This is a genomic window from Streptomyces sp. NBC_01166 (assembly GCF_045039765.1).
GTDB lineage: Bacteria > Actinomycetota > Actinomycetes > Streptomycetales > Streptomycetaceae > Streptomyces.
On the sequence record NZ_CP108613.1, the window covers coordinates 950,028 to 973,326 of the forward strand.

Below are 23,299 nucleotides of genomic sequence, written 5' to 3' on the forward strand. Positions count from 1 at the left end.
GTCACGCCCCGGACGTCCCGTGTGTCGCTGCTGTATCCGCGCGTCCGCGGGGCTCGTGGTCACCCGGGGATATTAGGTGCGTACGGGACGGCTCAGCCAGTGGATACCGGTGCTGTCAGCGGACCGCCCCGACCCGGGACGCCAGTTGCTCGCGCAGCCGGGTGAGGCGGGCGATCTCCGCGTCGAGGACGGCCAGTCTCCGCGCGGCGACCCCCGGGCTCTCCGCGTCCCCGTCACCCGATCCGCCGCAGCACTGCGGCGGATCGTCCATCAGCAGGTCGAGACGGTCCGCGCAGTGGCTCAGGTCCTCCACTGTGAGACCCAGGGCCAGCAGCTCCCGGATGAACCCGACCCGGGCGACATCGCGTGCGCTGTACTGCCGCTGCCCCGTGGTGCTGCGCGCCGGAGGGGGCAGCAGCCCCCGCTCCTCGTAGAACCGGAGCGCTCTCGGTGTGGTCCCGGCAGCCGCCGCCGCGTCACCGATCCGCATCTCCCCACCCCCACCTGCTGCTGTGCCGTCCCGGTGCTACAGCTCGACCACCACTGTGCCGAGATGCTGTCCGGCCATCAACTCGTGCAACGCGGAAGGGGCGTTGTGGATGCCCGCGATCCGTACGTGCGGAAAGGTGATCTCGCCCGAGCGCAGCCACTCGCCGAACTTCCGGGTCCATTCGCCCTGGGCCTCGGGATGGTCCAGCCCGGTGATCCCGCGCATCGTGATCCGCTTGACGACCAGCTGGAAGGTGTCGATCTCGACCGGCGCCGTGGTGCCGCCCCCGTCTCCGGACAGCTGGCCCGCCAGCGTGCCGACCAGGACGAAACGGGCGCCGGGCCGTGCGGCCCGTACGGCCGCCCGCAGCTGCTCACCCCCGACCATGTCGACAAAGACATCAATGCCCTCGGGAGCCGCTCCGGCCAGCCGGGCCGACAGGGATTCCTCCGGGCTTCTCGCCACGACCGCGTCGTATCCGAGAGCGTCCGTCATCCTCCGGGCCTTGGCCGGAGAACCCGTGGACCCGATGACACGTCCGGCCCCGAGCAACCGGGCGATCTGGCCCGCCATGGAGCCGATGCCCCCGGCACCGCCCGACACGAACACGGTCTCCCCCGGCTGGAGTTCCGCGATCCGGGTGAGCGCCGTGTACGCCAGGGAGCCCTGGGACAGATGAGCCGCCGGATCGGGGAGCCCACCGCCGTCGAGGAGCTCGCACTCGGCAGCGGGGACCACCGCGTACTCCCGCCAGCCCTGGAAGTGCGAGACCGTCGCCCCCACCGGCGGTCCGGCGGGTCCGCGCCGCGCCGCGACCTCACCGACGGCCGGGCCGAACAGCGCGTCCCCAGGATTCAGACCGGCGAAGGGCGCGCCCTCCACCCCGCCGCCGATGAGGGTGCGCAGGGCGGGGAAGACCTGGAAGTACGTGTTGCGCACCAGCACCTCCCCCTCCCCCGGCCGGGGAAGCGGCTGCTCCACGACACGGAAGTGCTCGGGGCGCGGCAGCCCGTCGGGGACGGCCGCGAGCCGTACCTCCCGGGAGGTACGCGGCAGGGTCGGGCGTGCGGTCATGGGCGGACTCCTCGTCTGCGTGCTCCGGGCCGGTCGGCCGGAGCACGCAGACGCTAAACCCTCACCCGTGCGTCAGGGGCAATGGCCGGACCGCCTCAGGAGTTCGTGGTGGAGGCGAGGTGGGCGAACACCACCACGTTGTCCTCGTAGTCCTTCTTCTTCTTGTCGTAGACACCACCGCAGGTGATCAGCCGCAGCTGGGCGGTGCCGTTGTCGGCGTACACGCGGTCGTCCGGGAAGTCCTCCTTGCTGAAGGTCTCGACCGTGTCGATCTTGAACGTGGCGACGGAGCCGTCCCGGCGGGTGATGTCCACGGTGTTGCCCGCCTTGAGCGTGCTGAGCAGCAGGAACACGGCGGGACCGGTCTTGGTGTCGACGTGCCCGGCGACCACCGAGGTGCCGCGCTCACCAGGGGTGGCACCGTCCTTGAACCAGCCCGCGAGATTCGCGTCGTTCGCGGGCGGCGCGTCCAGTTGCCCGGAGGGGCCGATCGACAGGGGCGTGAAGGGGGCGTCGACGGCGATCGACTTGATCGAGATCCGTTCGGGCTCGGACCGGGGCAGCCCGAGGCGGGCGGAGGACGCGGATGCCGAGGGTGCGGGCGAGGCGGGCGCCGAGGCCGCGGGCAGGGACACCACGGCGGGGGCAGGCGGGACTCCGGCCGACGCGTCGAAGGAGTTGTAGACGAGGAGGAAGCCCAGCCCCACCGCCGCGACGGGCCACAGCAGGGAACGGCCGAGGGCAGGGGAGGCGGGGGCTGGTTCTGACGGCTGCGGGGCGGCCATGCGCATGCTGCCTTTCGCGTTTGGGAGGGGCGGGCGACTGTACGGGGAAATCGGCGCGGCCACCGCCCCGGAGAGGGCGGCGGCCACGACAGATTCGATCAGCGGTGCGATGCGCCGGTCAGGCGGCCGCCGCACCCGTGGCGTTGCGGCGGCGCAGCTTGTACGCGGCGGCACCCAGGCCACCGAGCATCAGCACCGAACCGGCGGCCAGGCCGCTGCCGGAGAGCGCCATCGCTCCACCGCCGGTGTGGACGCCGCCCTCGGGCTTCTCGTGCTTCCAGGTCTGCTCGCTGTCGCCGGAGCCGGACTCCTTGTCCTTGTCCTTCTCCCAGTCGTCGGCCGACAGACCGGCGAGCGCACCGCCACCGGCGTGTACGCCGCCCTCGGGCTTGTCCTGCTTCCACGAGTCCGGCTTCTCACGGTCGTCGTTGCTGCCGGAACCGGACTCCTTGTCCTTGTCCTTCTCCCAGTCGTCGGCCGACAGACCGGCGAGCGCACCGCCACCGGCGTGTACGCCGCCTTCCGGCTTCTCGTGCTTCCACGAGTCCGGCTTCTCACGGTCGTCGTTGCTGCCGGAACCGGACTCCTTGTCCTTGTCCTTCTCCCAGTCGTCGGCCGACACGAGGGCCAGCGCACCGCCACCGGTGTGGACGCCGCCCTCGGGCTTGTCGTGCTTCCACGAGTCCGGCTTCTCACGGTCGTCGTTGCTGCTGGCGGAGGAACCGCTGTCCTTGTCCCAGTCGTCCGCCGAGGTCACGGCGTATGCGGCGGGAACGGAGACCGCGAGGACCGCCGTGACGGCGGCCGATGCGAACAGGGTGCGGGCAGAGCGCATGGATACACAGTCCTTTCGCCACCCCCGCGCTGGCCGGCTGGTTGTCGGCTCATCGGATCACGGGTGCGACGTGATCCACCGTCAGCTGAAATCCGGAGGCGCACCACTCGGGAAGGCCGCATTCGAGGGAAGGAGTGGGCTCATCGTGTGACAGGAAGCCAGATGTCACCCGTTGGACGGCACGCCACGCCGGGAGGAGGTTTGGGCGGCGACGATCATCGGTGTAGGGGGCTCACGGGGTGCTCGTAGGATCACGGCATGAACGACATAGCACCTGCCGGCTGCTGCTCACCCAGCCGTAAAGGGCCTGACGGCCCGTCCGGGACCGCCCCCTCCGTCCGCCCCGGGCAGGACCGGGCCGCTCCCGCGGTATCAGCGGCGAAGGATGTCGCCGACGGGACGGTGCTGCTCACGGGAGGACCGTTCCTCATGGGGACCGAGGACCCCGACGGGTTCCGGGCGGACGGTGAGGGCCCGGTCCGCGAGGTGCGGGTGTCCGCCTTCCGCATCGATGCCCACGCGGTCAGCAACGAGCGGTTCGCGGAGTTCGTCTCGGCCACCGGTCACGTCACGGAGGCCGAGCGTTTCGGCTGGTCGTACGTCTTCGCCGGGTTCCTGCCGGCCGCGCTCCGTCGCGGCGCCGGCCGTCCGGACGGCGCCCCGTGGTGGTGCGGGGTGGAGGGAGTCCGGTGGGACAGGCCCGAAGGTCCCGGCAGCGGGATCGAGGACCGCGCGGACCATCCCGTCGTGCATGTCTCGTGGAACGACGCGCGCGCGTACTGCCGTTGGGCGGAGGCCCGGCTGCCGACGGAAGCCGAGTGGGAGTACGCGGCGCGGGGCGGCCTGGTGCAGGCACGCTTCCCGTGGGGCGACGAGCTGACCCCCGACGGGGAGCACCGCTGCAACGTCTGGCAGGGGCACTTCCCCACGAAGAACACCGCCGAGGACGGCTACGCGGGCACCGCACCGGTCGATGCCTACCAGCCCAACGGATACGGCCTGTACAACATGGCGGGGAACGTCTGGGAGTGGTGCCAGGACTGGTGGAGCACCGACCGTCAGGCGGCCCGCCGGAGCGACCCGCGCGGGCCGGGCGCGGGTGACGCCAAGGTGATCCGGGGCGGCTCCTACCTGTGCCACCGCTCGTACTGCAACCGCTACCGGGTGGCGGCGCGCACCCGCAACACGCCGGACAGCACGACGGGGAACCTCGGCTTCCGCTGTGTGCGCCCGGCCTGATCCCGCCGTCATTGCGGCAACATGAATATTTTTCCGGGTCATTGACTAAAAAATCGCGCGGTCATCATGCTGGGCGCCATGCACTCACACGGTGGACCTCTCTCGCGGCTGAGGCGCGGGCACGAGGAACGCGTACTCGGTCTGCTGCGCCGTCACGGACCACAGAGCCGAGCCGAGCTCGGACGCCAGGCCGGGCTGTCGCGTACCACGCTGTACGACATAGTCGGGACCCTGGTCGCGAGCGGTGCCGTCGTGGCGGCCGCCGCGGAACCGGGTCCGCGCCGGCGCGGCCGTCCGGTCGAGCACCTCACGCTCAATCCCGCGGCCGGCCAGGCCGTCGGCATCGATTTCGCCCGGCGCGCCGTTCATGTGGCCGCCGCCAACGTGGCGCACGAAGTCATCGGGTCGGCGAGCCGGGCCCATCCTCCCGGGCTCTCCTGGGAGCGGCGGGTGGAACTGGCCGAGCGGCTGGTCGCCTCGCTGGCGGGCGGCACCCTGCGGCTGGCCGCCCTCGGCACGACCGGTGCGGTCGGGGTCGGTGTCGTGGGCCCGGTGCGGACGGCCGCGGGCGCACCCGAGGAACCGCTGGCGAATCTGGCCGGGCTGCTGGGCAAGCGGTTCGGGGCCCCGGTCCTGCTGGACAACAACACCCGGCTCGCGGCCCTCGCGGAGTCCACCTGGGGGGCTGCGGCGGCAAGCCAGGACGTGCTGTATCTGCGTCTGTCCCACGGAGTGGGCGGCGGCCTCGTGGTGAACGGTTCGCTCCACCGGGGTGTGGACGGACTGGCGGGCGAGCTCGGCCACATCACCGCCGATCCCGAAGGCCGACCGTGCGAGTGCGGGGGCACGGGGTGCCTGGAGACGATCGCGTCGATCGGGCCCGTACTCGCCTCCTTCCGCGCCCTGGGCGGACGCGCGGACGACGTACCGACCCTGCTGCGAGCGGTCGAGAACGGCGACCGGGCGGCACACGAGGTGCTACGGGCGGCGGGGGCCAGGACCGGCACGGTGCTCGCGGGGGTCGTCAACGCGGTCGGTCCGGGTGTGATCGTGCTGGGCGGTGAGCTGGCCCGGGCCGGCGAGGCGCTGCTCGCACCCGTGCAGGAGGCACTCGACGCGCATGTCATGCCGCTGGCCCGTGGGCGCGTGACGCTGCTGCCCGCCGGGCTCGGCGAGGCGGGCGGCGCGCTCGGCGGGGTCGCCCTCGCCCTCCATGAATCCCCTCTGCTCGCCCGCTACCCGGGGCCGGGCGCCGACGACCTTCCCGAGGACGCCACATGAGTTCCACGGAGACACCCCTGAAGCAGGCCGGACCCGTACTCGAGGACGCGGTACCCGCCCGCGAGCGCCGGCGGAAGCGCCTCCGGGCCCCCGCGGTCGTACTGAACCTGATCGCCCTGGCGGCGGGCATCGGCCTGTGGGCCTGGCTGGCGTCGCTCGGGGTGCAGGCGCTCCCGGGGCCCGCCGCCGTGGCGGGCAGGGCGGGGGAGCTGATCGCTGACGGCACGCTGGCCGACGACTCGCTGGCGAGCCTGCGCCGGGTCCTGAGCGGTTTCGCGCTGGGCACCCTGCTGGCCGTGCCGGTGGGCTTCCTGATGGGCTGGTATCCGGTGGCCCGCGGGCTGCTGGAGCCGTACGTCCAGTTCTTCCGCACCGTGCCGCCGCTGGCCATGATCCCGCTGGCCATCGTGCTCCTGGGCATCGGCGAGGTGCCCAAGGTGTTCGTCATCTTCCTGGCGGCGTTCCTGTCGAGCGTCGTGGCGGCCTTCCAGGGCGTCGTGGGGGTCGACAGGACGCTCATCGACGCCGCCCGGGTGCTGGGCGCCCGGGACGGGACCATCTTCCTGAAGGTGGTCGTCCCCGCCTCCGCTCCGTTCATCCTCGTCGGGATGCGGATCGGCCTGGGCTCCGCCTGGGGAACCCTCGTCGCGGCGGAGTTGATCGCCGCCCAGGAGGGGCTCGGCTACCGGATGCAGAACGCCCAGCTCTACTACGACCTCCCCACCATCTTCGTCGGTCTGATCACCATCGGTCTGCTCGGCCTTCTGATGGACCGGTTGCTGCTGCTGGCCGAACGTCGCCTCACCCGTTGGCAGGAGACCCGATGAACGCCAAGATCTCCTTCCGGAACGTCTCACGGACCTTTCCGCTGAAGAAGACCACCTTCACCGCCCTGGACGAGGTGTCGCTGGACATCGGTGACGAGGAGTTCGTCACCGTCGTCGGCCCGTCCGGGTGCGGCAAGAGCACCCTGCTCAATCTGGCCGCCGGCCTCGCCGTCCCGACCTCGGGCGAGGTCCTCGTCGACGGGCGGCCCGTCGGCGGTCCCGGACCGGACCGTGGGGTGATCTTCCAGCAGTACGCGCTCTTCCCCTGGCTGACCGTGCGCGGCAACGTCGAGTTCGGGCTGAAGCTGGCGTCCGTGCCGGCCGCCGAGCGGAAGCGGCGGGCGGAGCGCGCCATCGAGCTGGTCGGTCTCACCGACTTCGCCGACGCGCTTCCCAAGACGCTGTCGGGCGGGATGAAGCAGCGCTGCGCGATCGCCCGTGCCTACGCCGTCGATCCGCAGGTGCTGCTGATGGACGAACCCTTCGGAGCCCTGGACGCCCTGACCCGGGTCCAGCTGCAGGACCAGCTCCTGGACACCTGGAGCCGTGACAAGCGCACCGTCCTGTTCGTCACGCACGACGTGGACGAGGCCGTGTACCTCGCGCGTCGCGTCGTCGTGATGGCCGCGCGGCCGGGACGGATCCAGTCGGTCATCGATGTGGACCTGCCGTATCCGCGTACCGAAGCCATCCGGCTCTCCCCCGAGTTCGCCCGGATCCGCAATGCCGTGTGGACCTCCGTCTACCACCAGTCCCCGGCCGCCCCGGCCGCCTGAGACCTCCCAGCCGCTCACCCGAACTCCCGTAAGGAACCCTGCGTCATGCGTCTACCTCAGCGCGCCCTGACGGCGGCCGTCGCCGTGTCCGCCCTGGCACTCTCCGTCACCGGGTGCTCCGGTGACTCGTCCTCCGACGGAGCCTCCACCGTCCGATTCGGCTACATCAGCGACTACAACGGCGCGAGTCTGCTGGCCATCGCGGACAAGCAGGGGCTGTGGAAGAAGGAGGGGCTGAACCCCGAGTACAAGCCGTTCACCAACGGCCCGCTGCAGATCCAGGCGCTCGGGTCCGACAACCTCGACTTCGGCTACATCGGGCCCGGCGCCATGTGGCTGCCCGCGTCGGGCAAGGCCAAGGTCGTCGCGATCAACACGCTCGCCCGCGCCGACCGGGTCATAGCCCAGCCCGGCATCACCTCCATCAAGGGCCTCAAGGGCAAGAAGGTCGGGGTGCCCGAGGGCACCTCCGGCGCGATGGCGCTCAACCTCGCGCTGCAGAAGGCCGGGATGTCGGAGAAGGACATCGAGAAGGTGCCGATGGACCCGTCCACGGTCGTCTCGGCGTTCGTCTCCGGGCAGATCGACGGGGCGGGCCTCTGGTATCCCCTGATCGACACCATCAAGGCGAAGCAGCCGAAGCTCAACGAGGTCGCCAGCACGGCGGACTTCAAGGACCGGGCGTTCCCCACGGCCTTCGTGGCGCCCGCCAAGAGCGACGAGAAGCTGAACAGCAAGGTCGTCAAGGTCCTCCAGGAGGCCAACGACTGGCGCGCCGCACACCCCGACGAGGCCATCGACGCGGCTGCCTCGCTGCTGAAGATCGACCGCGACAAGGTGGCGGCCGACGCGGCCAACGTGGAGACGCTGTCGACGGCCGATCTGGTCGCCAGGACCGCGGACGGCACCGTGGACGGCTGGCTGGACGGGCTCGGCGATTTCTTCGTGGACACGGGCCAGCTCAAGAAGGCCCCGGCGGCGGACACCTACTACGAGGGCGATCTCTACACGAAGGCGTACAAGAAGTGAACCTGCTCTTCCTGATGACCGATCAGCACCGGGTGGACACCCTCGGCTGTTACGGCAATCCGCACGTCGCCACCCCGAACCTGGACCGGCTGGCGGCCACCGGCACACGCTTCGACCGCTTCTACACGCCCACCGCGATCTGCACCCCGGCGCGCGCGAGCCTGCTCACCGGACAGGCGCCCTTCCGGCACCGGCTGCTCGCCAACTACGAGCGCAACGTGGGTTATCTGGAGGACCTGCGGGAGGACGCCTTCACCTTCCCGGCGGCCCTGGCGGAGCGCGACTACCGGCTGGGGCTCATCGGCAAGTGGCACGGCGGGACCCATCGCAACGCCGCCTCGTACGGTTTCGAGGGCCCGGACCTGCCGGGCTGGCACAACCCTGTCGACCATCCGGACTACCTGGCGTATCTGGAGGAGCGCGGGCTGCCGCCTTACCGCATCTCCGAGCCGATCCGGGGCACGGCCCCGGGCGGCAACCCGGGGAATCTGCTGGCCGCCCGGCTGCACCAGCCGGTGGAGGCGACGTTCGAGCACTACCTCGCCACCCGGGCCATCGAGCATCTGGAACGGTACGCGGCCGGCGAGGAGCCGTTCTTCCTGGCGACGCACTTCTTCGGCCCGCATCTGCCCTATCTGCTCCCGGACGCCTACTTCGACCTCTACGATCCGGAGCTCGTCGAACTTCCGCCGTCCATCGCCGAGACCTTCGAGGGCAAGCCACCGGTGCAGCGCAACTACAGCGCGCACTGGGCCTTCGACACCATCCCGATCGAGACGACCCGCAAACTGATCGCCGTCTACTGGGGCTATGTGACCCTCATCGACGAACAGATCGGACGCATCCTCACCCGCCTCGACGAGCTGGGGCTCAGCGAGGACACCTCCGTGTTCTTCACCGCGGACCACGGCGAGTTCACCGGCGCCCACCGGCTCCACGACAAGGGTCCGGCGATGTACGAGGACATCTACCGCATCCCCGGCATCATCCGGATCCCCGGGGCCGCCCCGCAGGTCAGGGACGAGCTGGTCAGCCTCACCGACTGCACCGCCACACTGCTCGAACTGGCGGGCTGCGACCCGTCGCCGGCCGTGGACAGCCGCAGCCTGGTCCCGCTGGTCAAGGGTGAGACCCCAGACTGGCCGGGTGAGCTGGTCGCGGAGTTCCACGGCCACCACTTCCCGTACCCGCAGCGGATGATCCGCGACGACCGCTACAAGCTCGTCGTCAATCCGGAGTCGGTCAACGAGCTGTACGACCTGGAGGCGGACCCGCACGAGCTCAGCAACCGCTACACGCACCCCGAATTCAAGGCGGTCCGGGCCCGGTTGATGCGGCGGCTGTACGAGCTGCTGCGGGACAGGGGCGACAACTTCTACCACTGGATGACGTCCATGTACGACATCGGCGCCTCCGACTACGACCCGAGCCTGAGCGCCTTCGAGACGGACGACACGACCTGGACCGCGACGGCGGATCCGGGCGGGACACTCGCGGAGACCCCATGAGACGCACACGAAGGAGCGCCCGCACCCGCTTCCTGCCCCGGTGGGCGGCCGCAGCGGCCGCCCTGGTCTGGATCCTCACCCTCGCTTCCGCTCCGTCGCACGGTGCGCAGGACCGCGCGGCCTCCAGGGCGACGTACACCAACCCGGTGTCCACCGGGGCCGTCGACACCTTCCCCGACCCCGCGATGATCCGCGGCAAGGACGGTCTCTGGTACGCCTACGGCACCCAGAATCCCGTCATGCAGAGCAAGGGCGAGGACGGGGAGCGCATGCTGCCCATCCTGCGCTCGGCCGACATGGTGACGTGGGAGTACGCGGGCGAGGTGTTCACGCCCGGGAACAAGCCGGCCTGGCACGAGGGTTCGCGGCTGTGGGCGCCCGAGGTGCGCTACGCCCTCGGCCGTTACTACCTCTACTACTCCGTGCCCGGGCGCAACACCGTCGGCCTCGTCACGTCCACCACACCCACGGGCCCGTGGACCGACCGCGGAGCCGTGCTGCCCTCGCCGAGCGGCTGCCCGGCGGGCAACATCGACCAGGCGCAGTTCACGGACACGGACGGCACCCCCTACCTGTACTGGGGCAGTTACGACACGATCTGCGTCGCGAAGCTGAACGCCAACCTGTCCCGGACCGAGGGCGAGGTCACGCAGGTGGCCCGTGGCCGCCGGGTCGAGGGCGGCTTCGTCGTGCGGCGTGACGACTTCTACTACCTGTTCTACTCCGACGCCGGCTGCTGCGACGGCGCGTACAGCGGCTACCAGGTGAAGGTGGGCCGCTCCACCAGCCCCACCGGTCCCTTCACCGACGACGAGGGCACCGGACTGATGGCCCTCACCAGCAAGGCGGGCGTGGTCGCCGGGGCCAACGGCAACCGGTGGATCGGCCCCGGCCACAACTCCCTCCAGACCGACCTCGCGGGCCAGGACTGGCTGGTCTACCACGGCATCCCCGCCGAGTCACCCGATCTCGCCCCGGCCTCGAACGGCACCCTGAAGCTGACCCGGCGCCCGATGCTCATCGACCGGCTCGACTGGATCGACGGCTGGCCCGTCGTACGCGCCGGCGCGGGGCCCTCGGACGGGCCGACAGCCGCGCCGGTTACCTCCTGGGCGACGGGCGGAACCTTCGAGGACGGCGGCCTGTCGGGCTGGCGCCCGAAGGGCGACGCGCCCACCGGCTGGTCCACCGCGACCCATCCGGACTCGGGCGTCCACGCCGTGTACGCCCCCGGCGCTTCCAGGACGGGCACCGCGTACCTCGTCGCCGATGGACGCGCCCCCGCGGACCTGCGGGCCGAGGCGGACCTGAAGGTGACGGAGGCGGGTGGCGCCGCGGGGCTCACCGTCGCCTACCGGGACCCCGGCAACCGGATCGTGGCCTGGCTCGACCGGGCGCGCGGCGCGCTCGTCACCGACGTACGTGTGGGCGGCAGGAGCCGTGGCGAGCAGGTCACCGAGCTGCCCTCCGGATTCTCCTGGGACACCTGGAACAACGTGTCCGTGGAACTGCGCGGCACCCGGCTGACGGCCGAGGTGACCGGTGACCGGCTGCGGGACCCGGTAGCCCTGCAGTCCCGTGACCTGCCGGACGCCGCTGTGCGCAAGGGCGCGGTGGGTGCCGCCGCGCGAGGCGCCGGCGCGGCGGCGGACAACGTGGGGGCGGCCGCCCTGTACCGGCCTGTCAAGAAGCGGGTGGTCCTCGATCCGCCGGGGCGTCTGCTGCGGGAATTCAGCGACGAGTTCGACACCGCCACGGTCCCGGGCACCGGTGCCGCATCCCCCTGGCAGTGGGTGCGCGGGCCGGCCGCGGGGGTCACCGTGTCCGACGGGGCGCTGTCCTGGCCGACGCAGAACGCCGAGCTCCATCTCGGCAACAACACGGCGTCCGTGCTCCTGCGGGACGCGCCCAGGGGTGACTACACGGTCGAGACCGAGCTGCGCTTCGCCCCCGACCGGGCGGCCCAACAGGCCGGTCTCGTGCTGTACGAGAACGACGACCGTTGGTTCAAGCTCGTCCACTCGGTGCTGCCGCTCACCAACGGCGACGGCGCCGTGCTCGATGTCAGCGAGTTCGGCAAGGAGGGCGAGCGCCCCACCACCACCCCGCCGACGGCCGTGGCCAACGCCCCGATGTTCGGGGGACCCACGGCCGACACGATGTGGCTGCGGATGGCCTACCACCGCGACACCACGCACGGGGAGCACGAGGTACGCGCGTCCACCAGCCGCGACGGCATCCACTGGTCGCCGGGCGGCACCTGGACCCTTCCGGTGCGGGGGGAGCTGAGGATCGGCCTGGTGTCCCACAACCGGGCGGGCGCGACAGCGGACTTCGGGTACGTACGGACGTACGGAGCCTCCTGAAACCCGCTACCACTTCCTGAACCCATAACCCGTCAGTTATCACAATCAGTCACCGAGGAGGGCGATCCGGAGGGGCCTTCAGCGCGCCGGAGCCATCAGTTCTTGTCGACAACAGGCCCTGAGATACCTGTTGTTGCACATCTCTTGACGCGTCCGTAACCAGGGTGGAGTATCTCGCACAGCCGGAGAGAGCGCTCTCCGGCTGTGCGCGTCGTGTACCCGCCCCACGACTCAGGAGACCCCATGTACGCACCTCCGAACCTCCACAGACCCGCGTTCGCACCGCTCGGAAGACGCAGCGGCGTGCTGGCCGTCATTGCCGGCCTCGTCCTCTCGCTCCTGGCCTTCGTCCCCCAGCCCCCCGCGAGCGCCGCACCCTCGCTGCTCTCCCAGGGGAAGACGGTCACCTCGTCCAGCCAGGAGAACGACGGCACCCCCGCCGCCGCCGCGGTGGACGGGAACAGCGGAACGCGCTGGTCGAGCGCGTTCTCCGACCCCCAGTGGATCAAGGTCGACCTCGGCGCCGCCGCCTCGGTCAGCCAGGTCGTGCTCCGCTGGGAGGCGGCCTACTCCACCGGCTACCGGATCGAGTTCTCCCCGGACAACAGCAGCTGGAGCACCGCCTACTCCACCACCACCGGCCCCGGCGGCACGGAGACCCTGAACGTCTCCGGCACCGCTCGCTACGTCAGGCTGACCGGCACCGCGCGCGCCACCGGATACGGCCACTCGCTCTGGGAGTTCCAGGTGTTCGGCACGACCGGCGGAGGTGACCCGCAGATCCCCGGCGGTGGTGACCTCGGCCCCAACGTGCTGGTCTTCGACCCCTCGACCCCGGACATCCAGGGCAAGGTCGACGCGATCTTCAAGCAGCAGGAGTCCGCGCAGTTCGGCACGGGCCGCTACGCGCTGATGTTCAAGCCGGGCACGTACAACAACATCAACGCCCAGATCGGCTTCTACACCTCGATCGCCGGACTCGGCCTCAAGCCCGACGACACCACCTTCAACGGCGATGTCACCGTGGACGCGGGCTGGTTCAACGGCAACGCCACCCAGAACTTCTGGCGCTCGGCCGAGAACCTCGCGCTCAATCCGGTGAACGGCACCAACCGCTGGGCCGTCTCCCAGGCCGCCCCCTTCCGCCGCATGCACGTCAAGGGCGGCCTCAACCTCGCGCCGAACGGCTACGGCTGGGCGAGCGGCGGCTACATCGCCGACAGCAAGATCGACGGCCAGGTCGGCCCCTACTCGCAGCAGCAGTGGTACACCCGCGACAGCTCCATCGGCAGCTGGGGCAACGGCGTCTGGAACATGACGTTCTCCGGCGTCGAGGGCGCCCCCGCCCAGAGCTTCCCCGAGCCGCCGTACACCACGCTGAACAACACCCCGGTCTCCCGCGAGAAGCCCTTCCTCTACCTCGACGGCAACGACTACAAGGTCTTCGTCCCCGCCAAGCGCACCAACGCACGCGGTGTCTCGTGGAACGGCACCCCGCAGGGAGAGTCCGTCCCGCTGAGCCAGTTCTACGTCGTGAAGCCCGGTGCGACCGCGCAGACCATCAACGCGGCCGTACGCCAGGGGCTGCACCTGCTGTTCACCCCGGGCATCTACCACGTCGACCAGCCCATCGAGATCAACCGCGCGAACACCGTGGCCCTCGGCCTCGGGCTCGCCACCATCATCCCGGACAACGGCGTGACCGCGATCAAGGTCGGCGACGTCGACGGCGTCAAGCTCGCCGGACTCCTCGTGGACGCGGGCACGCAGAACTCCTCCGTGCTCGTCCAGGTCGGTCCTGAGGGCGCGGCGGCCGACCACTCGGCCAATCCCACCAGCCTCCAGGACGTGTTCGTCCGGGTAGGCGGCGCGGGCGCCGGCAAGGCGACCACCGGGATGGTGGTCAACAGTGACGACACGATCATCGACCACACCTGGCTGTGGCGCGCGGACCACGGCGACGGGGTCGGCTGGGAGACCAACCGGTCCGACTACGGCCTCCGGGTGAACGGTGACGACGTGCTGGCCACCGGGCTGTTCGTCGAACACTTCAACAAGTACGACGTCCAGTGGTACGGCGAGAACGGGAAGACGATCTTCTTCCAGAACGAGAAGGCGTACGACGCCCCCAACCAGGCCGCCATCCAGAACGGTGACATCAAGGGCTACGCCGCCTACAAGGTGGCCGACTCCGTCACCACCCACGAGGGCTGGGGCATGGGCAGCTACTGCTACTTCAACGTCGACCCGACCATCCGCCAGCAGCACGGCTTCCAGGCCCCGGTGAAACCCGGAGTCAAGTTCCACGACCTGCTCGTCGTCTCCCTCGGCGGCCAGGGACAGTACGACCACGTCATCAACAACACCGGATCCCCCACCTCCGGCACGTCGACCGTCCCCTCCCAGGTGGTGTCCTTTCCCTGAGACGGGATGAGATGAGCGAGCCGGCTCATCGGACGGCGCGGGGCCCGGCGGTCACTCCCTGCCGGGCCCCGCGTCACGTCCCGAGGAGCATGGCCAGATACACCGGCAGGTCCGGCCCGTCCGCCGGAATCGCGCGCAGCCCGAGATAGCCGTCGGGCCGCACGACGACCGCCTCACCGCCCCGCGCACCGTAGGTACGGCGAAACTCGTCGAGGCTGTCGTGCACGGCGGGCAGGCGCAGCGCGGGCGCGCCCACCTTCGGAGCGAGCACCGCACAGGCGTTCAGCATGCCGTGGGCCGCGTGCACCGCCGAGGCCGCCACCTGGTCGAACGATGCGAGCTGGTCCTCGTGGTCGGCGTAGAGGATCAGGGTGTGCTCGCGCTCCCGCAGCAGGCTGAACAGCCGGGCGGGGAAGGTTCCCAGGGCGTACAGGAGGCCGCCGCAGTCGGGCGCCCGGTCGCCCGGTGCCGGGCCGTCGTGTGCTGAGCCGTTCGGCCCCACGATCTCGCTGCCCCGGTATCCGAGGAGGAGCTGGGCCTCACGGAGCATCATGGTCGCCGGGTCGTCCGGGTCGGCCTGGATGCCGCTCCGCGCGTGGCGCAGGGTGCGGTCCACCACTTCCTCACCGACCGGCCGGCGTTCGGCGTCGTAGCTCTCCAGCAGTCCGGCACCCGCGTGCCCCCGCACCGCGGCGGCGACCTTCCACGCCAGGTTGTACGCGTCCTGGATCCCGGTGTTCATCCCCTGGGCGCCCGTGGGCGGGTGGATGTGCGCGGCGTCCCCGGCCACGAAGACCCGCCCCCGGCCGTACCGGCCGACGATGCGGTGGCTGATGCGGAACACCGAGGACCAGCGCAGCGAGGACGCGGTCGTGGGGCGGGGGGAGAGCCGGTCGAGCACTGCCTGGATGTGTTCGACACCGGGCACCGGGCCCTGTTCACCGCTCAGGCCGTGCGTGACGCCGTCCGCGTCCTTCCGCCCCGCACGCGAGAGTTCGGGCGGGGCCGCCATCGACATCCGGTAGCGGCGGTCACCGGGCAGCGGGATGCACACGAGGAGGTCGTCCGGTTGCCCGTCGACGACGTGCGAGGCGCGGATGCCGTATCCGGCCGGCAGGTCCCAGTCGACCTCGACGTCTCCCAGCATGTACTCCACGGGAAGGGCCGCGCCTTCGAAGGACAGGCCCAGCCCCTTGCGCACCGCGCTGTGGGCGCCGTCGCAGCCCAGGAGGTAGTGCGCCGTCAGTTCCTCGGTGCCTCCCGACGGTACGGAGAGAAGGACCCGCACCTCGTCGGAGTCCTGCTCGAACGAGACGAGTTCGGTGCCGCGTTCGACGTCGCCTCCCCTGCTGCGGAGGAGTTCCTCCAGGAGCCGCTCGGTCTCGTACTGCGGGAGGGCGGCGAAGCCGTAGGGCACCTCCGGAGGCAGTTCGAGATCGATCCGGGGGCCTTCCTCACCGTTGACGTAGAGCAGTTGCCCCTTCAGCGGAACCGCTGTCTCCAGGGCCTCACGGACCATCCCCATCCGGTCCCAGATCTCCAGTGTCCGGGGCTGGACGCCCACGGCCCGTGCATAGGGAAGACGTGCCGGGAGCCGGTCGACGATCCGGCACGACACTCCGCGGCGGCACAGCTCGGACGCGGCTGTCAGGCCGACGGGGCCCGCCCCTGCGATCAGCACATCGACGTCGACCACGGGTGCCTCCCAGGGCGAGGTGCGTTCACTCCAATGCAGCACGCCGTGGACGGTATGTCCATTTGGCGGCCCGCGGGGCCGGTGCGGGGTGTGGTCTGCTCGCCGCACCGGCCCCCGGGGGTCAGCCGACGGTGCAGGCCTCACCGCCCAGCGTGAACGCGTCCGGCTCGGTGCTGCCGCCCGGTGTCGTGCCGGTGAAGCCGAAGCCGGCCGAGGAGCCGGGCGCCACCTTGCCGTTCCAGCCGACGTTCGTCACGGTGACCTTCGCCCCGCCCTGCTGGTGGGTGGCGTTCCACATCTGGGTGACCTTCTGACCGCCCGGGAAGGACCAGCCCAGCTGCCAGCCGTCGTAGGCCGTGCTGCCGGTGTTGGTGACCGTCACCTCGGCCTGGAAGCCGCCGGACCACTGGTTGGTGACCGTGTAGGTCACCGCGCAGTCGGCAGCCGCCGGCGGCTCCTCCGGGTCGGGATCGGGGTCCGGGTCGGTGCCCGGCCCGCCGGTGCCGGAGGACTCGCCGACCTGGATGCCCCGGCCGTTCGTGGAGACGTACACCCGGCCGTAGACCCGTGGGTCCCCGGTGATGGCCGCGCCCGTCCAGGCCCACTGGTGCGCGTCGTCGTTGATCCGTGTCCAGTTGGCGCCCGCGTCCGTGGACCGGAAGATGCCGCGCACCCCGCCGATCTTCGCGCTGACGAAGACGGTCTGGTATGAGGCCCCGGACGCCGCCTTGCCGAAGCCGACGCTGTCGGCCTGCTCCACTCCGGAGAACTCGGTGAAACTCGTACCGGAGTCGGTGGAGCGCCAGAGCCCGTACGCCCCCGTGGCGGCGCCGCCCGCGAGCCAGATGTCGCCCTCCTTGCCGGGCAACGCCTTGAAGCGGACGTTGCCCTCGGCCGGGAGGCCGGTCGCCTTCGCGGTGAACGTGGCGCCGCCGTCGGTCGACACGTAGAAGGTGCCGCCCTTGAATCCGTAGAACTTCTCCGGGTTCTCCCGGTCCGACTCGACCGTCGCGCCCGCCGGGATTCCCGTCGAGGCCGTCCAGGAGTTGCCGTAACCGGTGGTGTGATGGACGGCCGCGCCGTCCGGGCTCCAGACGAATCCACTGCCGTCCGCCGCGGCGGCGACCGTGCCTCCGCCGGTGACACCGGAGGGTTCGGAGCCCTGGAACCAGTTGGCACCGTTGTCGGTGGAGAAGCCGATGTGCGGAGCGGCGTCGGCGTTGCCGACCCGCACGACGGTGCCGGGGGACTTCTCCGCGAAGTCCAGGCTGGTGGTCGAGTCCAGGTTCGGGGAGGTGAACATCATGGCGGGCACCGTGTCGAGGTCGGTGTGCCGGAAGCCTCCGATGTCGCCGAGGGCGCTCAGCAGCGGCGCGCCGGAGGGCGGGCTGGCCAGGTCGTTGACGGCCGTCTCCTCCAGTCCCTTCACCATCGGCTCGATCGTGAACTGGCTCCCGGAGTCCCAGGACGTGAGGTCCTCGGTGCCGTAGACCGTGGCACCCGTGCCGTACATCATCCGGTCCGAGTCGAAGGGGTCGATCTCCAGGGACTCGGTCATCCAGCCCAGTTTGGGCGCGGTCTCCGGCGGTGAGGGGTTCGCTCCCCAGCTGAGCCAGGGCACCGAGGAGACGTCCAGCGTGTAGCGGTTCGAGCGGTTGGGGTAGCTGGTGTAGTCCCATGCCTGTGTCCACGTCGCGCCGCTGTCCGTGGAGCGGAAGATCTGAGTGTCGGGCCACCACGAGCTGTAGGCGGTCGCCATCAGGGTGCCGGGCTTCTGCCGGTCGACGGAGATGCCGCTGAAGCCGTAGTAGGTGTCGGCCTCCGCGACGGGACTGACGTCCGTCCAGGCGCCGGACTCCGTGTCGTACCGCCAGATCTGTCCCTTGCCGCCGTCGTACGGGCCGCCCGTGTCACTCAGCGTCAGGTAGAGATGGCCCGTCGATGAGTCGAGTACGCCCTTGTGCGCGAGGTACCCGGTCGGCTGGCCGGCGATCCTGGACCAGGTGGAGCCGCCGTCCGTGGAGCGGTAGACGGTGTTCTCCTTGTCGGCGACCCCGACGTAGATGTCCTGGGTGGCGCTGCCCGCACCGCCGGAGCGTTCGTCGAAGGTCACCCACACGATGCCCTGGTTGTCGTTGCCGTACCCGCTGGTGTCCGTGGGGTCCTGCGCGTAGTTGCCGGGGTTCGGGAAGGCGGTCACCTCCGACCACGTGACGCCCGAGTCGGTGGACCGCCAGAGCCCGTTGCCGCTGGGGGCGCCGAGGTACAGCACGGAGTTCTTGTTCGGGTCGACCGCGAGCCGCTCCCCCATCCCGCGCCCCGGCATGTTGCCGCCGAGCTTGAAGGGCAGCGTGGCCGCCTTCCAGGAGGCGCCCCGGTCCGAGGAGCGCAGGACGGCCCCGTTCTTCGGGTCCCAGTCGTTGGTGTACGTGCCGACGGCGGCGTACACGTTGTCGGGTTCGGCCGCGTCGGAGGCGAGACTCACCACCCCGGACCAGCCCCACCGGTCCCAGTCCACCCAGTCCAGCAGCGGTGTCCACTGCTTGCCCGACTGGTCCCAGCGGTAGGCGCCGCCGATGTCGGTGCGCGCGTAGGCGAGGTTCTTCTCGGACCGGTTGAAGACGATGCCCGGCACGAAGCCGCCCCCGTCGATCCGTGCGTTCTTCCATGTGTATGTGTCCGCGGCTACGGACACATCCGATGCCTCGGCCGTGGCGGGCCCTTCGTCCGAGCGTGCGACGGCCGGGGTTCCGGTGACCGTCAACCCGGCGGTGAGGGCAAGTGCCGCCAGTAGGGCGGCGATTGGTCTGGCGCTCAAGCGCACGGAAACGTCCTCTCCGAGCTGGACCGCCGCTCAACGGCGGTACGGGGCTGACACAGAGATGGGAGCGCTCCCATAAAGCATCCCGATGGTAGCGCCGCGTGTCGCCCTGGAGAAGGGTGGTGCGGACGTTTCATCGGATGAATCAGACCCGCCCCTCCCGTCCGACCACGCAAGCACCCGCACTCCACCCACGACACCCAGGAAAGGAAGCACATCTTCTCCACATATCCGGAGGCCGCGTGACAGCGTGATCACTTGAACGCGGATAACGCTTCATAAATGCGCCGTTCATTCATACGCCGGGCACAGAGAAAAGAGAGCCATGTTCATCTTTCACAACCACGTGAATACCGATACCTTCCGAACTTCGCTCGGCTTCCCTCGTCACCGGCGCCCGGAATTGAAAGGGCCCCCGGATCGAAGAAACCTGCACACGGCGTGCGCACACCGATCACGCGACCTGGCACGGAACGCCAGGTCCAGACCGGGTCAGGGGGTGATTGAGGCGGGAGTGCCCCACTTGGGGGGCGTGAAGCTGCGGGGTCACGGAATTCATCCTGTGAAGCTCGTGAAGGATTCGCCGCCATGGAATGAACACTTCTGCACGTAAGTCGATTCCAGCAGGCCTTTAACCACAGATCCGCCGCAGTTCGATTGGCTGTACGAGGCACGGGCGTGCTTTGATCCTGACCCATACGGAGGCCGCACCACGGGTTTCCGTATATAGGCAATTTCCACACGAAGGGCAGCGCTCATCATGAACTACACCCCCCAGGTCGAGACCGCCGAGATCTCCGACAGCGACCTCGACAACGTCTCGGGCGGCCTCGTCGGCGGCGTGCTCGGCAACGTCACGGGCACCGTTGAGGGCATCGTCCCGGTCGCCGGCGTCGTCGGCTCGGTCACCGGTCTCGTCGAGTCCGCCACCGGCGTGAACACGGGCGCGGTCACCGGCCTGGCCACCGGCCTCACCGCCGGTCTCTGAGACACGGCAGTACCCCACCGAGCCCCGGAACCCGTCGGTTCCGGGGCTCGGTGCCGACCGCTGACAGGTGAGGGAAGAGTTCCGTGCAGTTCCGCCAACAGGCCCTTTCCAAGCTGCAGTCGCCCGAACAGCTCGACCTTCCGGTGCGCTTCGCCCGCCCGCAGGGCCTGCTCGTCCTCTGCGTCACCGTCGCGGTGATGGCCGCCGCCTGCTTCTGGGCCGTTACGGGCTCCGTCGCCAGCACCCTCGACGCCCCCGGCATCCTCACGCACTCCCGCGGCAGTTACATCCTGCAGAGCCCCGTCGCCGGCCAGATCACCGAGGTGCTCGCCGACGAGGGCGAGACCCTGCCCCGGAACTCCCCCCTGCTCAAGGTCCGTACGGCGCAGGGTGAACGCGTCGTCCGCACGATCGACGCGGGCCGGCTCACCTCGGTGACGGCCACGATCGGCGCCGTGGTCACCACCGGCGCGGACGTGGCGAGCGTCGAACGGATCGACGGCGCCGACGACCCGCTGGTCGTCCTGCTCTACGTGTCCGGCAGCAGTGCCGCCTCGGTCCCGGTGGGCGCCTCCGTCGACCTCACCGTCCAGTCCGTGCCCGCCCAGCAGTACGGGGTGCTGCGCGGCAAGGTGGCCGCGGTCGGCAGGGCCGCGCAGACACAGCAGCAGATCACCCGCTTCCTCGGTGACGCCCAGCTCGGCGAGCAGTTCTCCCGGCACGGCAGGCCGTTGGCGGTCCTGGTGAAGATCGAGCCCTCGGACTCCACTAAGTCCGGCTACCGGTGGTCTTCGGCCGACGGCCCCCCGTACGCGATCGGCTCCATGACCCTGGCCACCGGCTCCGTCCGTCTCGCCGACCAGCGCCCGATCGATTGGCTGCTCCCGTGACCGCACCGCATCCGTCCCCCACCGCCCAGCAGCTGCCGCCGCCCAGCCGTGGCAGGCACCGCCCGGAGGGGGCCCCGGGCAACAGGCGGCGGTCGCGCCCGGCGGCGAAGCCCGGGCGGACCAAGACCGTGCACACCCCCACCGTGCTCCAGATGGAGGCGCTGGAGTGCGGTGCGGCCTCACTGGCGATGGTGCTCGGCCACTACGGCCGCCATGTGCCGCTGGAGGAGCTGCGGATCGCCTGCGGCGTCTCGCGTGACGGCTCGCGCGCCAGCAACGTGCTCAAGGCCGCCCGCAGTTACGGTCTCCAGGCCAAGGGCATGCAGATGGAGCCGGCGGCCCTCGCGGAGGTCCGGGCGCCCGCCATCCTGTTCTGGGAGTTCAACCACTACGTCGTGTACGACGGCGTGGGGCGCCGTCTCGGACGGCGGGGCGTGTACATCAACGACCCCGACAAGGGGCGCCGGTTCGTGCCCGCCGAGGATTTCGACACCAGCTTCACCGGGGTCGTCCTGGTCCTCGAACCCGGCGAGGGCTTCGAGCGCGGCGGACGGAAGCCCGGTGTCATGGCCGCCCTGCCGGCCCGGCTGCGCGGCACGACGGGCACGATGCTGGTCGCCCTGCTCGCCAGCCTGCTGCTGGTGGCGGTCGGGGCGACGCTCCCGGCCCTGAGCCGTACCTATATCGACATGTTCATGATTGGCGAACAGACCTCGCTGCTGGGCGTGCTGTTCGCCGCGATGGGCACCATGGTCGCCCTCACCGTCGTGCTGACATGGCTGCAACAGGCGAATCTGCTGCGTGGGCGCGTCATCGCGTCGACGCTCGGCAGCGCGCGCTTCTTCCGGCATCTGCTCCGGCTGCCCGTCACCTTCTTCTCGCAGCGCAGCCCCGCCGACCTCGTCCAGCGTCTCCAGTCGAACGACGCCGTGGCCGAGACCCTCGCCCGGGACCTCACCGCGGCGGGCGTGGACGGCATCGTCGTCCTCCTCTACGCTTTTTTGCTCTGGACCTACGACCCCCAGCTGACCTTGATCGGAGTGGGGATCGCCCTGCTCAACGTGGTCGCCATGCGCATCGTCGTACGAATGCGGGCCGTCGGGACCCAGAAGCTGCGGGCCGACAGCGCGCGGCTCACGAACACCTCGTACACCGGCCTCCAGCTGATCGAGACGATGAAGGCCACTGGCGGCGAGAACGGGTACTTCCGCCGGTGGGCCGGGCAGCACGCGACGACCTTGGAGGAGCAGCAGCGCCTCGGTGTGCCGAGCGCCTGGCTGGGCATCGTCGCCCCGGCCCTCGCGACGCTCAACAGCGCGCTGATCCTGTGGATCGGCGGACTACGGGCCGTCGAGGGGCACATCTCGATCGGTCTGCTCGTCGCCTTCCAGGCTCTGGTGACCCGCTTCACCGCGCCGGTCACCCGGCTCAACGGGGTGGCCGGCAGGGTCCAGGACTTCGCTGCCGACGTTGCCCGGCTCAAGGACGTCGAGAACTTCCCCGTCGACCCGCTGTACTCCCGCCGTGAGCCTGCGGCGAGCACCCGCCGTCTCAAGGGCCATGTGACGCTGGAGGACATCACCTTCGGCTACAGCCCGCTCGACAAGCCGCTGCTCACCGGCTTCTCGCTCTCCGTGGGACCCGGGCAGCAGGTGGCGCTCGTCGGCGGTTCGGGCAGCGGCAAGTCGACGGTCTCGCGGCTCATCTCGGGTCTCTACAGCCCCTGGGAGGGCACGATCCGCATCGACGGGCAGCGTCTGGAGGACATACCCCGGGGGGCGCTGGCCGCGTCCGTGTCCTTCGTCGACCAGGATGTCTTCCTCTTCGAGGGGACGGTCCGGGACAACGTGGCGCTGTGGGATCCCTCGGTCCCGGACGAGGCCGTGGCCGAAGCCCTCCGGGACGCCGCCCTGTACGACGTCGTCGCCCGCCGGCCGCGCGGCATCCACAGCCGGGTGGAGCAGGACGGCCGGAACTTCTCCGGCGGGCAGCGTCAGCGCCTGGAGATCGCCCGGGCACTCGTGCGCCGCCCCAGCATCCTGGTCCTGGACGAGGTGACCAGCGCGCTGGACGCAGAGACGGAGCGGGTCATCATCGACAACCTGCGGCGGCGTGGCTGTGCCTGCGTCGTGATCGCGCACCGGCTCAGCACCGTCCGCGACAGCGACGAGATCGTGGTCCTGGACCACGGGACCGTCGTGGAGCGCGGCCGGCACGAGAACCTGGTGGCCGCCGGGGGCCCGTACGCCGATCTGGTCAGGGAGCACTGA

17 protein-coding genes are annotated in these 23,299 nt (G+C 70.4%); 11 read left to right on the forward strand and 6 right to left on the reverse strand.

Going from position 1 to position 23,299, the window contains the following annotated elements:
- Window positions 1-115: 115 nt before the first annotated feature.
- The 4 genes from OG379_RS04585 to OG379_RS04600 form a co-directional block, all read right to left on the reverse strand.
- Entirely contained in the window at window positions 116-490 is a 375-nt protein-coding gene (locus tag OG379_RS04585; protein WP_405659547.1) for a MerR family transcriptional regulator, read from the reverse strand.
- 36 nt (window positions 491-526) lie between these two features.
- Window positions 527-1,564 carry an MDR family NADP-dependent oxidoreductase gene (locus OG379_RS04590; RefSeq protein WP_405659550.1) on the reverse strand — a complete coding sequence of 346 codons (1,038 nt, stop codon included), beginning with the start codon at window positions 1,562-1,564 and terminating at the stop codon, window positions 527-529.
- A 95-nt stretch (window positions 1,565-1,659) separates the two neighbouring features.
- Complete coding sequence (locus OG379_RS04595) at window positions 1,660-2,349, reverse strand: class F sortase (RefSeq protein WP_405659552.1); 690 nt, start codon at window positions 2,347-2,349, stop codon at window positions 1,660-1,662.
- A gap of 118 nt (window positions 2,350-2,467) precedes the next feature.
- Entirely contained in the window at window positions 2,468-3,184 is a 717-nt protein-coding gene (locus tag OG379_RS04600) for a hypothetical protein (protein ID WP_405659554.1), read from the reverse strand.
- 258 nt (window positions 3,185-3,442) lie between these two features.
- Here OG379_RS04600 and OG379_RS04605 point away from each other — a divergent pair, with 258 nt between their 5' ends.
- The 8 genes from OG379_RS04605 (at window position 3,443) to OG379_RS04640 (ending at window position 14,634) form a co-directional block, all read left to right on the forward strand.
- On the forward strand, window positions 3,443-4,423 hold the full coding sequence (locus OG379_RS04605; RefSeq protein ID WP_405659556.1) for a formylglycine-generating enzyme family protein: 981 nt from the start codon (window positions 3,443-3,445) through the stop codon (window positions 4,421-4,423).
- Window positions 4,424-4,489: 66 nt separating this feature from the next.
- Window positions 4,490-5,704 (forward strand): ROK family protein, encoded by a 1,215-nt coding sequence (locus tag OG379_RS04610; protein WP_405659558.1) that lies wholly within the window; start codon window positions 4,490-4,492, stop codon window positions 5,702-5,704.
- Entirely contained in the window at window positions 5,701-6,531 is an 831-nt protein-coding gene (locus OG379_RS04615) for an ABC transporter permease (RefSeq protein ID WP_405659561.1), read from the forward strand. The genes OG379_RS04610 and OG379_RS04615 overlap by 4 nt, the downstream gene beginning before the upstream one ends.
- Window positions 6,528-7,307 carry an ABC transporter ATP-binding protein gene (locus tag OG379_RS04620; RefSeq protein ID WP_405659563.1) on the forward strand — a complete coding sequence of 260 codons (780 nt, stop codon included), beginning with the start codon at window positions 6,528-6,530 and terminating at the stop codon, window positions 7,305-7,307. The genes OG379_RS04615 and OG379_RS04620 overlap by 4 nt, the downstream gene beginning before the upstream one ends.
- 45 nt (window positions 7,308-7,352) lie before the next feature.
- A complete protein-coding gene (locus OG379_RS04625; RefSeq protein WP_405659565.1) occupies window positions 7,353-8,336 on the forward strand; it encodes an aliphatic sulfonate ABC transporter substrate-binding protein in 984 nt (327 codons plus the stop codon).
- Window positions 8,333-9,844, forward strand: a complete 1,512-nt coding sequence (locus OG379_RS04630; RefSeq protein WP_405659567.1) for a sulfatase-like hydrolase/transferase — start codon at window positions 8,333-8,335, stop codon at window positions 9,842-9,844. The genes OG379_RS04625 and OG379_RS04630 overlap by 4 nt, the downstream gene beginning before the upstream one ends.
- Window positions 9,841-12,210, forward strand: coding sequence for a family 43 glycosylhydrolase (locus OG379_RS04635; protein WP_405659570.1), 2,370 nt, complete (start codon window positions 9,841-9,843; stop codon window positions 12,208-12,210). The genes OG379_RS04630 and OG379_RS04635 overlap by 4 nt, the downstream gene beginning before the upstream one ends.
- 243 nt (window positions 12,211-12,453) lie before the next feature.
- Window positions 12,454-14,634, forward strand: coding sequence for a discoidin domain-containing protein (locus OG379_RS04640; RefSeq protein ID WP_405659572.1), 2,181 nt, complete (start codon window positions 12,454-12,456; stop codon window positions 14,632-14,634).
- Window positions 14,635-14,707: 73 nt separating this feature from the next.
- Here the strand turns inward: OG379_RS04640 and OG379_RS04645 are convergent, their stop codons facing one another.
- Both OG379_RS04645 and OG379_RS04650 read right to left on the reverse strand, forming a co-directional pair.
- Window positions 14,708-16,330, reverse strand: coding sequence for an FAD-dependent monooxygenase (locus OG379_RS04645; RefSeq protein WP_405668407.1), 1,623 nt, complete (start codon window positions 16,328-16,330; stop codon window positions 14,708-14,710).
- Window positions 16,331-16,451: 121 nt separating this feature from the next.
- On the reverse strand, window positions 16,452-19,154 hold the full coding sequence (locus OG379_RS04650) for a cellulose binding domain-containing protein (protein ID WP_405659574.1): 2,703 nt from the start codon (window positions 19,152-19,154) through the stop codon (window positions 16,452-16,454).
- Window positions 19,155-19,911: 757 nt separating this feature from the next.
- Between OG379_RS04650 and OG379_RS04655 the strand changes: the two genes are divergently transcribed.
- From OG379_RS04655 to OG379_RS04665, 3 genes are all read left to right on the forward strand, one after another.
- On the forward strand, window positions 19,912-20,139 hold the full coding sequence (locus tag OG379_RS04655) for a type A2 lantipeptide (RefSeq protein WP_104790783.1): 228 nt from the start codon (window positions 19,912-19,914) through the stop codon (window positions 20,137-20,139).
- Between the two features lie 83 nt (window positions 20,140-20,222).
- Window positions 20,223-21,029, forward strand: a complete 807-nt coding sequence (locus OG379_RS04660) for an HlyD family efflux transporter periplasmic adaptor subunit (RefSeq protein WP_405659576.1) — start codon at window positions 20,223-20,225, stop codon at window positions 21,027-21,029.
- Complete coding sequence (locus OG379_RS04665) at window positions 21,026-23,299, forward strand: NHLP family bacteriocin export ABC transporter peptidase/permease/ATPase subunit (RefSeq protein ID WP_405659578.1); 2,274 nt, start codon at window positions 21,026-21,028, stop codon at window positions 23,297-23,299. The genes OG379_RS04660 and OG379_RS04665 overlap by 4 nt, the downstream gene beginning before the upstream one ends.